Below are 12,568 nucleotides of genomic sequence, written 5' to 3'. Positions count from 1 at the left end.
TTCCCAACTCGCTCTCTGAGTATTCCTACTCATCACATAACTGGGATGCACCCCGCTTAATCGCTATAATCCTCTCAATCGTTTTTCTGCCTGACTCACCCATTTTTTGTTGCGTCTGTAGTGATAAATCGGTGAGGCTTTGACCTTTGCAATCATCGTTTCTAGACACTCGCGGGCTGCTTGAGAATCACCTTGTTGGATCAAAAGATTTGCCAGCAAAACAGAAGATTCGGGATGGCTCCAGTATTTGATGTCTTGAGTGAGATGGATTTTGGCAGCGTCCCAATCTTGCAACTCAAACAAAGCTTTGCCGTAAAGGAGCGAAGCCTCGCCACATTTGTAGTCACGATCGAGGCTCAACAGCGTTTCTAAATGACCTTTTGCCGACTCAAACTGCTGCTTTTTGACCTCCACAAAGGCCATTCCCCAAAGCGCATGAGGATTTTTTGGCTCTTTTTCTAAAGCTTGTTGATACGCCTCTGCCGCTTTGTCAAACGTACCCATCTCAGAGAGAACATTTCCCAGCGTCACGTACTGATGCGCTTTGCCAATATTTTTAACGCCTGCTTCTGCGTTCCAGAGTTCTTGGCTGTGCGTCCAGCGTTTGAAATAGTTGGGGATGGGCAGATTGGCGCGAGGCAGCCAGCAGGCAAAAAAGTAGATCACCGCTCCCATGACGTTGAGAAACAGCAAGATCCAGAGCCAGGTTTGGCGATCGTTCTCGTTTCGCACACAGTCAAAAATCATCAGCATCCAGAACGCACTGGGCAACAGTACCCACAGTCCCAGCGATGCTAGCAAGCCCTCTAATATAAAGCCTCTTGGGTAGTTTGTTCCAGTTGATGCACATCTTTCTGGATAGGTTCTTTTGATAAAGTTCCCAGACTCGCCAAAGAAGACTTCAGGGGGTTTCGAGTCAAAGCTCAAGCGTCAAGAATTAGCGCGAAGCTCATCCAATTTGTCTCTGACGGCTTGGATGTCTTGCCACATCAACCACTTGGGACTGCCCTGATCGCGCGACTGATTTCTCAACAGATACGCCGGGTGAAATATTGGCATGTAGAGGCGATCGTCTCGCTCCACCCACTGGCCGCGCACTTTGGTAATGCCTTGCTTGATGCCGACGAGCGTTTTCATGGCCGTCGCCCCAGTCAGCAAAATGATTTTGGGGTCAACCATGCGAATCTGCTCCAACAGATAGCCTTTACAAGCTTCTGCCTCATCGGTTGCGGGGGTGCGGTTTTCGGGCGGACGGCATTTGACCACATTGCAGATAAAGACATCTTCTTCGATCGTCAGCTTTACAGCCGCCAAAATTTTCTCCAACAGTTGCCCCGACTTGCCCACAAACGGCAGCCCGGTTTCATCCTCGTTTTGCCCCGGCCCTTCGCCCACGACCATGATCGGTGCTTTGGGATTACCTCGCCCGATTACGGCATGAGTCCGATTGGCTCCGAGGTCACAGCGATGACATTGGTTACAGTGCTGGCTCATCTGCTCCATTGATTCATAAGTGCCGATCGGAATCGGAATCTTGGCACTCGTCGGAATCAAACTCGGATCAAAATCCTTCGGCACTTTGGGGGCGGCAGGTTCTGCGCTAGGTGCAAGGTCAAATAAGCTAAATTGTTCTTCGTTCACCGTGAGTTGGCAGACAGGAGTTTAACTTATAAATTCTAGGGCGAATTGTGAGGGATGAGGGCGATCGAGAGAAAGAGTTTTGCGTTTTTAAGGTTTACCATTGTGTCGCAAGGCGAAACGCCCGTCTTTATCGGTGCATCAAACTTTTAGAATTTTGCCATCATAGGGGAAAGCCAATGCCCTCGGCTGGAGGAGGCGATGTCCCTATCGCAATTGTTTTCAGGATCAAACACGCTGTTTGTCGATCGCGCTCAAGCCGGAGAAAAGCTGGCTCAAGCCGTTTTGTCAGCCGCTCAGGGTTTGGATGCCAGATTCGTCGTCTATGCGCTGCCGCGTGGCGGGTTGCCCGTTGCTGAACCTGTGGCGCGATCGTTGAACTGCCCGCTGGATGTAATTGTCGCCAAGAAAATGACGCGCCCTGAGAATCCGGAGTTAGCGATCGGAGCCGTCACCGCTGATGGACAGGTTCTCTTACCAAAATCGCGATCGTCTGGGGAGGCTTCTCAAGAATGGGAACAAGCCCGCCAACGAGCGCAGAAAAAGGCCCAGCAGCAACTCGCTCAATTTGTCGATCGTCCCGATATCGACCCAGAAGGCGCGATCGCGCTAATTGTCGATGATGGCATCGCGACCGGAATGACGATGGCCGTTGCGGTCAAAGCTTTACGGACTCGCAATCCTGCCCAAATTTGGATCTGTGCGCCTGTGGCTCCAATTGAGTTGGTGAGCGCTTTACAGCAGGGGTGCGATCGCTTAATTGTTTTGGCAACGCCCGATCGCTTTCAGAGTGTCAGCCGTTTTTATCAAGTCTTTGCTCAAGTAGAGATGCAGGAAGCACTGGATTGTCTAAAACAGTTTTATCAGTCAAAGCTTCATCCGTCAGAGCCATCCACACTAGATAAAAAACAAATGGCTGATGACCAATAATTGCAAGCAAAATTGATAGACTAATGCGGGGCGTTTGGGAGTAAAAGATGAGGCACTGGCGGCAGTTTTGGCACAATTTAAGTTTTTTGGGTCAATACAACCCACCTCAGATTGTAGAAGCGGTGATGTTGATGTTGGCAGCGCTGCTGGTGTTGATCTGGGCGAGCGAACGGGCAATGCCCTACTTGCTGTTGAGTTGGATCTATACAGTGGGAGCCTGTGCGCTGATTGTCGTGCGCGAAACGGTGATTCCTTCTGCCCACGCAAAACTCAACCGGACGATCGCAACCATCACGGTGTTTTTGGTCAGTCCGCTCTTGTTTTTGCTTTATCAGACTTGACGACTCAAAATCTGGCAGTAAGCGTGGATCATCTGGTCAGCGATCGCGCCCCAACTGTAATATTTTTCAGCGTATTCTTGAGCGCATTTGCCTCGACGCTGTTGTTCGGCACGATCGCTTAAGGCAGTTCTCAAGGTACTCGTCAACGCTTCAATATCACAGGAAGTGACCCATCCCGCCTGAGCCTGCTGCACGTCTTGCCAAATGTGAACTTGATCAGAAATCACGACAGGCGTTGCGGCGGCCATGGATTCGGCGACGGCGATGCCAAAATTTTCGTAATAAGAAGGCAACACAAACAGATCGGCGGCTTGCAATAGCGCAGTTTTTTCGCTTCCAGAGACAAATCCGGTGAGGGTGGTACGATCGCCCAAATTTGACTGTTGAATTTGATCACGAATCGCTGCCTCAAATTCTGGATCTTGAGGATTTGCCCCTGCCAATACAAACTGAAAGTCTTGCTCTGTTGCTAATTTTTCTAAAGCAGGAATCAGCAAATCCAACCCTTTTTTGGGATCGATGCGAGACATGAAGAGTAGTAAGGGGCGATCGCCTGGAATGCCAAACTTTTCCTTGATGTCGATCGGCTGATTCATCGCTGGCAGCGTCACCCCTAACGGAATCACCAGATCTTGAGTCAACGTGCCAAAGCGATCGGAAATCTTAGCTTCTTGATCACTGGTGAAATGAACGGCGGCCGCCCCCGCTAAATTAGGCCGTTCTAACAAGGTGGCGTAGAGGGTTTTAAGCTGACGTTTTTTCTGTAAATCAGCCGGGTCAAGCGTACCCAACGGACGCAAAATGTAGGGGAGATGCTGCGATCGAGCCACCCGCGCCGCCATTGAACTCACCGGAGAAAACAAAGCGTGAATATGCGCCAAATCGTACTCATGGCTGTGGTTTGCCAACCAGCGCAGCAAATTTAACGAGAATTTGTACCGCCGAAATGGAGAACACCGAAAATAGTAAACCTCATAGCCGTTTTGCTCAACAGGCGTTTCGAGCGGCACATCTAAAGGAGGCTGACCGCGATCGCCATTAGAATCCGTGGTCAGAATGGTGACTTTAATTCCCTGGCTGGCCAGTGCAGTTGACAGTCCCATCACCATTTGACTGGGGCCACCGTAAATTAGAGAAATTGAAGGGACAATTTGAAGGATTCGCATGGGAATTAAAGGCAAACATTCTTTTGGGGGAGTTGGCCCAACTAGCGCAATTGAGTATCCAAGCGTCTCGCTGCAACTAGCTGTAAACGACCTAAACGATAGAATTCCCCAATCTTTTGTTTCAGTTTGAGGATTACTTTTTGGAATAAAGAACGTTGAGGATATTTCAACACGTTCTGTCGCTCAAAATAGACCGCCATCTTCTTTGGATCAGACTGTCCTTTCTTGATTCTGACTCCTTCCGTTCTATCCATGAAGAAGTGAATGCCATCCATCTCTCCCCATCGGGCAGTCATTCCTGCTTTGGCCGCGGCTAGACCGATCGCATTGCCTTCACCATCGTAAATACCATTTAGCTCAAAGTAGTGAGCCAATCGATCCCACCAATCGAGAAAATCCGCCTCTTTGCCAGAGTCTTTAGTAATACAGATCAAATACTCGTAGATAAACTTCGTGGCTGGATCATTCAAGCTCAACTCCAACTTTTGGGCTACTGCCTGAGTGACCTTAAATTCTTTAACAAATTTTGCGGTTGCAGTTCCTGTCTCAATCTGAGCATATCTTTTAGCCATCGTTTCACAGCTTCTAGCGGTAAGTCCTGGAGTTTTGATCCAGTCCATTTCTAGCGGCAGCGGCTCTAAGATTCGCATGTCTGCATCGATAAAAATGCAGGTCTCAAAGAGGCTCAGTCCTTTAGCGATCGCAAACCTTTTATCGTGGTAACACTTGACTCCTTGCTGTTGATGATGAAACGCTAAAACATTTTTTTGATGACTAAAAGCCTTGGGCTGGTCTGTCAAAATAATGAAACGAATGGCTGGGGCGTACTTTTCAAGGTCTTTGGCAAGTTCGATCGCAAGATCTCGGTAGGGCTTGCTGATTGCTAGGGAGCAAAAACAAAAATTTGAAGATTCTACCATCTGATTTCCTAGACGAATGGGGGATTCAAGCGTCCGCTTGTTTCTTTTTTCAGTCTGGGTGCTAGATATTCCGGTAGAAGTTGAGAAGTTCTTTGGCGAGAGCGTGGTTGGTGTAGTGGGCGATCGCTCGTTCATATCCGCGTTGTCCGAGTGCTTGGGCGAGATCGGGCTGATCCATCAGTTGCGATAGGCGATCGCTCAACTCGTCTACATCACCCTCCGGAAAGACCAAGCCAGCCTGACCAATCACATTAGGGATTTCACCAGAGTCAGAGCCAATTACGGGAATCTGACAAGCCATCGCTTCGATCAAGACATGCCCAAATTGCTCTTTCCAGCCCGCCGAGGTCAGTGTTTTAAACTGATAGGTGGTTTCAGACGGCAAGACCAGCGTGTTCATCAAGTTGATGTAGCGATACACGTCGGCATGGGGCACGCTCTCAACCCAGATTAAGCGATCGCTCAGTCCCAACTCTGTAGCCTGTTGGAGCAGCGTTTCTTTGAGTGGCCCGCGTCCCAAGAGCAGCCATTTCCAGGGACGATTGCTCAATTTTGCGAGAGACTTGGCCAGGGTCAACAATCCTTTTTCTTGGACAAAGCGCCCCACAAATCCGACGACAAAATCTTGGGGAGAAATTCCCAGTTGGGCGGCGAGGTTGGGTTGAGGTTGGGGGCGAAACAGGCTGTCGTCTACTCCCAATTGCGGCATGATTTTCATCGGGCCTGCGTAGGCGCGATCGCGCAAAATTTTCTCACCGTCCACGTTTCCGACCACGATGCCGTCGGTGTGTCGCAAGTTGTAAGCTTCTAGCAGCGAGACAGGAAACTTCAAGCTGTAGGGCAGATTCCACCAGGTAAAAAATACGTTCTTGGCCTTGAGTCCCAGCAATCGATTTAGCGTGATCATCTGGGCATACGCCAGCGATTTAGCACCCTGCTCAACTTGAATGATGTCGGGTCGAAACGATCGCATCAAAGCAATCAAATCCGCGCCAAAGGTGAGCATTCCCTGATTGTTTTGGCTGAAATTGGAGACAGGCACGACTCGAAAGGAACCTGCTTGCCGAGGTTGGGTTTCGACGACCTCTTTCATCACGCCGCCCGGTTTCCAGCGTTTGGGCACGACGATCGTCACCTCAATTTCTGGCTCCAAGTTGGCAAGAACTCGCAGCTTTTCACAGTTCAAATCCACAATATAGGAATGGCTGGCAACGAGAATCTTCATAGCGTAGCCCCCGCTTCATGAGTTAAAACTGGCGAAGTTTCTTGGGACTTGCGGCTATAGATTTGACCGTCATCCCAGAGCGATCGCACCACCGTTTTCAATGCCTGCAAAAATCCCAAACTGTAGAATCCAAATCGCGTGATGATCTTGATCGGCGAACCGCTTTTGTGACAGGGCGGACGACCCAACACATGACAGTCAAATAGTCGCAAAAAGAAGCGCGAAGCCTGCCAAAAGGTGAGGTTTTTGAACCCCATCAAAAAGTGATTGTGATAAAAAGTGAGTTGATATTTGAGCGATCGCGTGGTGATATCGTGACAGCCGCCCGTCTCTTCACCCAAATGGATCAGATGCGCGTCGGGGTCGTACCAGATCATCAGTCCCGTTTTGCGAATTCGCAGACAAAAGTCAGATTCTTCGCGCACCGCACTGCCCTGAAATCGCTCGTCAAACAGAATGCCATGTTTCTCAAAGATTTCTCTGCGAAACGACATATTGCAACCTCTGGCACTGAGTACCCGTTGAGGCTTGACCGTATGCACCAAATTGATGTGATACCAGGCGATTCCAGCATCCATCGCTTCAGGTGGCAGGTCTTGGATTTCTAGCCCTTCTTGGAAGTCGGCCAGCTTCATACGATCGAAGACTCGACCCGCTACGGCTCCAATGTCTGGGTTGTCATAGTTTTTGGCGTGCGCTGCTAAAAATCCAGGCTCCAGCAGTACGTCATCATCCAAAAACAGCAGAATGTCACCGTTTGCCCGCTTGACTGCATAGTTTCGCGCACCCGGCAGACTGGCCCAATCAACTTTAAAGAGACGAATTTTGCCCTCGCTGGCCAATCCATCTAGAAATGCCTGAGTTTCGGGCTGATGGGCTTGGGTTTGGTCAACGACGATCGTTTCAAAGTGAGGATAGTCTTGCTTTAAAACGTCGAGCAGCGTCGTTTGCAACGGTTCCTCGCGGCCGTAGGTAGGAATGATAACGGAGATGAAGGGGAGAGGCATGGAGGGATGAGGGATGAGGGATGAAACTAGTGGTTAGGGTTCCCTGCGATCGGGAGAGTGTTGAGAAGTTGATTGCACAATCAGGCCGTTTTGAGGTTTTTGGGACGCTGTTTTTTGGATTTTTTGGCGGCTATTGGAACTGGTTCTTGTTGATCAAGTTCAGGGAGTTTGAGGACAATTCCGGCAAAGAACCAGTAATAAACGGCAACCGGATCGACATCCAACGGATAGTAGTAGGTGTTGTAGCTGATGAAGAGAACGAACGTCCAAAAGGCAGCGCCGTAACCTCGTAAACTGCGATCGCGCACTGATCGATAAGCTTTGAAGGTGGCGATCGTCAGCGTCGTCACAACCGTTAGAAATAGAATCACCCCGATCGGCCCGATTTCAAATAGCAGCTTGGGATAGTACGTTTCGATTAGCGTCGTGTTTCCAAAGGTGCGGGCAGAATTGGTGGCGCGTCCGACTCCTTTGCCTAAAAAGCCTGGGCCATCGTTCACAAAGCCAAACTGCGACGCGATAAAGTCGGTGGGTGGGGCGGCGTTCCAACGGCTGACAGCGCTATCTAGTCGTTCTTGCACCAAAGCCGGGTTTGAGGCCATCACAAAGCTGAGAATCAACGCTAAACCAACCCCGATCGGAATAAATCGCTTTAAGTTGGCGACTTGTCCCGTTGTGATTAGCAAGATGATCGTGACGATCGGCACCAAAATCAGCGCAATTCTCTGACCCGACACAACGGACATCATGAGCGTCCCAGCCATCGCCGTTAGCCCTGCCCCTCGCCACAAAAAAGACGGGTCCATAAAAGCGACCGCAAAGCTAAAAAAGGCGCTAGAGATGAGAAACCAGCCCCATTGCCAGGGTGCGACAAACGTTCCGGGGAGGCGAATCACCCCCTGCTCAGGACTGTAGAGCAGCGAACCTCCGACAAAACAGCGGGCTTCTAGAGAAGCCTTAAACAGAGCTGCCCCTTCGCCGACCGTGCCCTGGCAGCGACCCGTTTGGAGGAACATGTACTGCACAAAAGCCAGTCCGCAGCAGATGATCACCAGAGCTACCATGATTCGCGTTAGCAGATACAGGTCTTGCTTTTTTCGCATCATGTAATAGGCACAGGGAATCAACGGCACATAGCCCAACAGCACTTTGAGTCCCAGCAGTCCCATAAAAAATGGTTTGTCGCCTCCCGTGTTTCCAGAAAGCTGCTGCGAACCGTTGACAAACAGCAACACCAGAATGCAATACGCCAGCAGCAAACTCAACGGAGTCCCCAGAGATTTGGGAATGACGATCGGCTGCTTGTGTCGTTTGCAATATTGAATGATCGCAATCAACGCTGGGATAAAAAACGCATCTTTAGCTAATTGAAATAAGGGACTGTTGCCCCCGATCGTGTAGGTGATCGTTCCGCTAAACGGCATGTAGATCAAAAAGCCATAAAGCGCTTGCCACGGATACTTAAAAGACAGCATCAAACAGAAGATCCCCGCCCCACCGCCGATCGCGCCTTTTGGCCCAGCGACGATCGCCATTAATAGACCTGCCACGATCGAGATCCCAGTTGTCATCGCGACAAAGTTGATCACTTCCTTGCGAGCCTGAGCAGCTTTGCGTTTTTGGGCGAGGCGTTCTTTGAGGCTCAAGACGGGAGCGTCGGTTTGAGAAGCTTTGCGTTTGGGCTTGGGCATAGGGTAGAAATCACGCAGGGCAAAAAGACAGAGGGGTAGATCGTTCCTTTAATCAAATAGCAAGCGACCCCTTGCGGGTAACTCGAAGAGATCGGCTTCTTCAAACTCCAACGCGCTGAGGTCATAGAAATCCGGTCACTTCTCAAAATTAAGCATCCCAATCGTAACTCAGAGAGTCTGTCGAGTTGGCTGCCGGAAAACTTGCAGAATTTACCTCGTTTTTATAGGTTGATAAACCTTTTGCCAGTACCTTTACGGATTTTTCTGCTTAAGTTTCCTACCAATAGAAGTTTGAAAGGCATCAACCAAGTTGCTAAGTCAGTGTTTCCCCTTGGGCATCCGGAATTTACTGAGATGAATGGGCAATAAATAAGTAACACGGGACGCAAGCCGATGACGTTTTGCCGCATACAGCGTGTTTTGCAACCCCGATCGCTCAAATTCCCTTCAAAAACCCAGACTCCAAGAGAGCGAATAATCGCAACACCAGGACACCTCCGCAAATCTCCCAACCATGCAGAGGCTCCACGGTTGTCAGAAATCGCTGCGTCCGATCGCTCGATCGAGGGGTTGACACGACATCACTAGATTCTGCACAGGGGAATGGTCTACTTCTGCTTAAATTGCGCTACCCCAAAGGCTTAATGCGATGGCACCTGGACTCGATTCACTGCTCCGTCCCCAAAAAGCACCGCTCACTCCTCTACAGACTCAACGCATAGAGTTTGTTTTAGGACTTGCCCTGGCGATCGGAATTCTCCTTAGACTACTCAATCTCAGCACACGAGAATTTTGGTATGACGAAGTTCTCTCACTGCTGCTCATTACCGGGCAAAAGATCCAATACGCAATGCCCCCAGATGTAGCAGTGCCGTTGAGTCAGTACACGGCCCTCTTGCGTTTGCCTTCAGAATCGAGTCTGGACGCGATCGCCAAAACCCTACAAGGACTGCTTCGAGGACTATACGCAGGAGAACCTCATCCGCCGTTATTTTTTTTAGTCCAACACGTATGGCTGCGGCTGTTTGGCAATGGGGAAGGGGCGATGCGGAGTTTGCCGGCCCTATGGAGCGTGGGCGCGATCGTGGCCGCTTTTGGATTGGGGCGCACTTTACTGGGCCGACGCGGCGGACTGTTGTTTGCAGCTCTTTTGGCCACTAATCCCTTCTATCTTTTTCACTCGTTAAATGTACGAATGTACACGCCACTGGCACTCTGGGTTATTTTGAGTACCTGGGCGCTTTTGAAACTGATGCCCGAAAAAGGTCAGGAAAACCAGCTAAATACTCCTCATAATCGGCGCTGGCAAATGATTTTGATTGGCTCGATCGCCGCTGGACTGATGACTTTTTACCTGTTTGCCTATTGGGTGACTGCGCTGGCGGGGCTGGTCTTACTCGTTGATCGTCGGCACTGGTGGCAACAGGGTTTGCGGCTAGGAATGGGCGTTTTGCTGACCGTGCCCTGGGCCCTCTGGGGAACGCTCAAACAGTTGAGGAGCGCAGATTTTGATCGGTTTAGCACCCTCAAAGCAGCCGGAAACCCTCTGTTGCTCCATGTTCAAGATGTCTTGCAGACTCTAGGCATTCACCTATTCACCGGAGATTGGGCCACAGCGCTACCGTTGGGTGCCGTTCAGACGATCGGGCTGGTTGGGCTGCTGATTTTAGTCTCGATCTGCATAAGCCTCTGGAAAGCGGACGATCGGCGCGTCTTGAAGGTGGCTGCTGTGATGGGAATGGGGCCGCTCTTACTGGCGCTTGGAGTAGACATCGCCGCTGGCAAGTTTACGCTTGGCTTTGGCTGGGGAAGGGCTTTGCTGTGCATTTTACCGGGGTGTCTGCTGCTAATAGCGTTGGGAATCGAGCGCAGTGGGCGGTGGCGAAACTGGCTCTCAACGGGTATCCTCCTGGTGTATTTGACGATCGATATCAGTGATCTCAGTGGGCGACCTCGGCAGGTTTTTCACCAGATTGCCGACCTTCTAAAACAAGATCCCACCGTCCCGACTCTGGTTGTCCTCAACTCTCAAGCCTGGGGACATGTCAACCGTTTAGCGTATTATGTCCCTGATCACCTTTCGGTTTCTCTGCTGGCTCAACCCTCAGCAACGCTTGCGACTGCTCTGGAAAAAACGCTGACTCTAAATAATTCTCCTTATCAACGAGTTCTCTGGTTAGAAAGCGGACGGCCGCTCTGGTCTCCACCCACGACGGATACAGAGCGGCAGCAAGTTGAGAAAATTTTGAGCGATCGATTTCAATTCATCCAGTCCAGCGACCTCTCCGGCACCATGAATTTAGATCGGTTTAGCCTTAAATTGTACAAGCGTGCTTCCTCTCCCCTCTTGAACCCATGACTTTAAATGTGTCTCGATCGCTGCTGCCTACTCCTACCGGATCGCTAGAAATCCCTGCTTTACCAGAAGTTGCTCAAACAGCCAGTCCCATTTATTTCTCACTGGTCGTCCCGACGTACAACGAGGGTAGAAACATTCAGCGCATTGTGAGCATTTTGACGGGCTTGCTCGATCAGGCTTTTCCCCAGGATTATGAGTTGATTGTGGTGGACGATGACAGCCCCGATCGCACCTGGGAAGTCGCCCAACAAATGCTGCCAGACTATCCCCAACTGCGTGTGATGCGTCGCCAAACCGAACGCGGACTCTCAACGGCCGTCATCCGAGGCTGGCAAGCCTCAACAGGACAAATCCTGGGCGTGATCGATGGAGATTTGCAGCATCCGCCCGAAGTGTTGCCTCAGCTTTTACAAAAGATTGCTCAAGGGGCCGACTTGGCCGTTGCGAGTCGTCATGTAGAAGGCGGCGGAACGAGCGATTGGGGGCTGATACGGCGGGTGTTGTCACGAGGCGCGCAACTGGTCGGACTGGTGATTTTGCCCAATGTGGTCGGGCGAGTGTCTGACCCCATGAGTGGCTATTTTATGGTGCGGCGATCGGCGATCGCTCACTACGTGATGAATCCGCTCGGCTATAAGATTTTGCTAGAAGTTTTGGGACGGGGGCAGGTGCGAGAGGTCGCAGAGGTCGGCTATGTGTTTCAAGAGCGCAAAGAAGGTGAAAGTAAGGTCACTTGGCGGCAGTATGTTGAATATTTGGGACATTTGCTAAAGCTGCGATCGAAAGGTCGGATTAGCCAGTTTACGGCAAAGTTTCCCGTCGATCGCTTTCTGCGGTTTGGACTGGTCGGGTTTAGTGGCGTTTTTGTCGATCTGGCGGCCTTTTACCTGCTGCGGGTGCAGTTTGGGTTACCGATCGCTCGCAGTACGATACTGTCGGCCGAAGTGGCTGTGATTAATAATTTTTTGTGGAATGATTTATGGACGTTTGGGGATATTTCTCAAAAACAACCAGGCACCTCTCAACGGTTAAAGCGGTTTTTGAAGTTTAATCTGGTCTGTCTGGCGGGGATCATTCTACAAGCGCTGCTGGTGAGTCTGCTGCATGATGCCTTCGGAGTGAATGAATTTGGGGCTAAACTATTGGCGATCGTCCTCGTCACCTTCTGGAATTTTTGGATCAATCTTAAATTAAGCTGGCGCGTGACCGACGTGAGAAACGGCAAGTAGGAAGGCAAGCGTTTAATCGGACTCACGGGTGCTTTTTGTTACCTATGTAGAAAATTCTCCTA

Annotated in this window: 12 protein-coding genes; 5 read left to right on the top strand and 7 right to left on the bottom strand. The window is 50.5% G+C overall.

The genetic code is table 11. The features are described from left to right. Positions 1–63: 63 nt before the first annotated feature. Together ACKFKH_RS17300 and ACKFKH_RS17295 are read right to left on the bottom strand one after the other, a co-directional pair. Entirely contained in the window at positions 64–801 is a 738-nt protein-coding gene (locus tag ACKFKH_RS17300) for a tetratricopeptide repeat protein (protein ID WP_446859570.1), read from the bottom strand. 129 nt (positions 802–930) lie between these two features. Continuing rightward, positions 931–1,641: a uracil-DNA glycosylase gene (locus tag ACKFKH_RS17295; protein WP_446859569.1), complete on the bottom strand. Its 711-nt coding sequence runs from the start codon at positions 1,639–1,641 to the stop codon at positions 931–933. Positions 1,642–1,839: 198 nt separating this feature from the next. Here ACKFKH_RS17295 and ACKFKH_RS17290 point away from each other — a divergent pair, with 198 nt between their 5' ends. Both ACKFKH_RS17290 and ACKFKH_RS17285 read left to right on the top strand, forming a co-directional pair. Further along, positions 1,840–2,568, top strand: a complete 729-nt coding sequence (locus ACKFKH_RS17290; protein ID WP_446859568.1) for a phosphoribosyltransferase — start codon at positions 1,840–1,842, stop codon at positions 2,566–2,568. Between the two features lie 47 nt (positions 2,569–2,615). Continuing rightward, positions 2,616–2,909, top strand: coding sequence for a hypothetical protein (locus tag ACKFKH_RS17285; RefSeq protein WP_446859567.1), 294 nt, complete (start codon positions 2,616–2,618; stop codon positions 2,907–2,909). Here ACKFKH_RS17285 and hpsP read toward each other — a convergent pair. From hpsP to hpsL, 5 genes are all read right to left on the bottom strand, one after another. Continuing rightward, positions 2,900–4,075, bottom strand: coding sequence for a hormogonium polysaccharide biosynthesis glycosyltransferase HpsP (gene hpsP / locus ACKFKH_RS17280; protein WP_446859566.1), 1,176 nt, complete (start codon positions 4,073–4,075; stop codon positions 2,900–2,902). The genes ACKFKH_RS17285 and hpsP overlap by 10 nt on opposite strands. Before the next feature lie 41 nt (positions 4,076–4,116). Further along, on the bottom strand, positions 4,117–4,995 hold the full coding sequence (locus ACKFKH_RS17275; RefSeq protein WP_446859565.1) for a hypothetical protein: 879 nt from the start codon (positions 4,993–4,995) through the stop codon (positions 4,117–4,119). Positions 4,996–5,056: 61 nt separating this feature from the next. After that, positions 5,057–6,220 carry a hormogonium polysaccharide biosynthesis glycosyltransferase HpsO gene (gene hpsO / locus ACKFKH_RS17270; RefSeq protein ID WP_446859564.1) on the bottom strand — a complete coding sequence of 388 codons (1,164 nt, stop codon included), beginning with the start codon at positions 6,218–6,220 and terminating at the stop codon, positions 5,057–5,059. Next, positions 6,217–7,227, bottom strand: coding sequence for a hormogonium polysaccharide biosynthesis glycosyltransferase HpsN (gene hpsN, locus ACKFKH_RS17265; protein ID WP_446859563.1), 1,011 nt, complete (start codon positions 7,225–7,227; stop codon positions 6,217–6,219). Before hpsN ends, hpsO begins: the two co-directional genes overlap by 4 nt. 80 nt (positions 7,228–7,307) lie before the next feature. Then, a complete protein-coding gene (hpsL, locus tag ACKFKH_RS17260) occupies positions 7,308–8,918 on the bottom strand; it encodes a hormogonium polysaccharide biosynthesis protein HpsL (protein ID WP_446859562.1) in 1,611 nt (536 codons plus the stop codon). Between the two features lie 393 nt (positions 8,919–9,311). On the opposite strand from hpsL, the gene ACKFKH_RS17255 reads away from it, so the two are divergent. The 3 genes from ACKFKH_RS17255 (at position 9,312) to ACKFKH_RS17245 (ending at position 12,506) form a co-directional block, all read left to right on the top strand. Next, positions 9,312–9,506 carry a hypothetical protein gene (locus tag ACKFKH_RS17255; protein ID WP_446859561.1) on the top strand — a complete coding sequence of 65 codons (195 nt, stop codon included), beginning with the start codon at positions 9,312–9,314 and terminating at the stop codon, positions 9,504–9,506. A gap of 61 nt (positions 9,507–9,567) precedes the next feature. Further along, a complete protein-coding gene (locus tag ACKFKH_RS17250) occupies positions 9,568–11,277 on the top strand; it encodes a glycosyltransferase family 39 protein (RefSeq protein WP_446859560.1) in 1,710 nt (569 codons plus the stop codon). Continuing rightward, a complete protein-coding gene (locus ACKFKH_RS17245) occupies positions 11,274–12,506 on the top strand; it encodes a glycosyltransferase (protein ID WP_446859559.1) in 1,233 nt (410 codons plus the stop codon). The genes ACKFKH_RS17250 and ACKFKH_RS17245 overlap by 4 nt, the downstream gene beginning before the upstream one ends. Positions 12,507–12,568: the final 62 nt, after the last annotated feature.

The organism is Phormidesmis sp. 146-20 (assembly GCF_052939475.1).
Note: the sequence above shows the minus strand (reverse complement) of the source record. Positions and strands in the feature narration are given on the sequence as shown.

Excerpts from the sequence above, each read along its gene's own strand:
- ACKFKH_RS17290 (WP_446859568.1), top strand. The coding sequence starts at position 1,840 with ATGTCCCTATCGCAATTGTTTTCAGGATCAAACACGCTGTTTGTCGAT.
- ACKFKH_RS17285 (WP_446859567.1), top strand. The coding sequence starts at position 2,616 with ATGAGGCACTGGCGGCAGTTTTGGCACAATTTAAGTTTTTTGGGTCAA.
- hpsP (WP_446859566.1), bottom strand. The coding sequence starts at position 4,075 with ATGCGAATCCTTCAAATTGTCCCTTCAATTTCTCTAATTTACGGTGGC.
- ACKFKH_RS17275 (WP_446859565.1), bottom strand. The coding sequence starts at position 4,995 with ATGGTAGAATCTTCAAATTTTTGTTTTTGCTCCCTAGCAATCAGCAAG.
- hpsO (WP_446859564.1), bottom strand. The coding sequence starts at position 6,220 with ATGAAGATTCTCGTTGCCAGCCATTCCTATATTGTGGATTTGAACTGT.
- hpsN (WP_446859563.1), bottom strand. The coding sequence starts at position 7,227 with ATGCCTCTCCCCTTCATCTCCGTTATCATTCCTACCTACGGCCGCGAG.
- hpsL (WP_446859562.1), bottom strand. The coding sequence starts at position 8,918 with ATGCCCAAGCCCAAACGCAAAGCTTCTCAAACCGACGCTCCCGTCTTG.
- ACKFKH_RS17255 (WP_446859561.1), top strand. The coding sequence starts at position 9,312 with ATGACGTTTTGCCGCATACAGCGTGTTTTGCAACCCCGATCGCTCAAA.
- ACKFKH_RS17250 (WP_446859560.1), top strand. The coding sequence starts at position 9,568 with ATGGCACCTGGACTCGATTCACTGCTCCGTCCCCAAAAAGCACCGCTC.
- ACKFKH_RS17245 (WP_446859559.1), top strand. The coding sequence starts at position 11,274 with ATGACTTTAAATGTGTCTCGATCGCTGCTGCCTACTCCTACCGGATCG.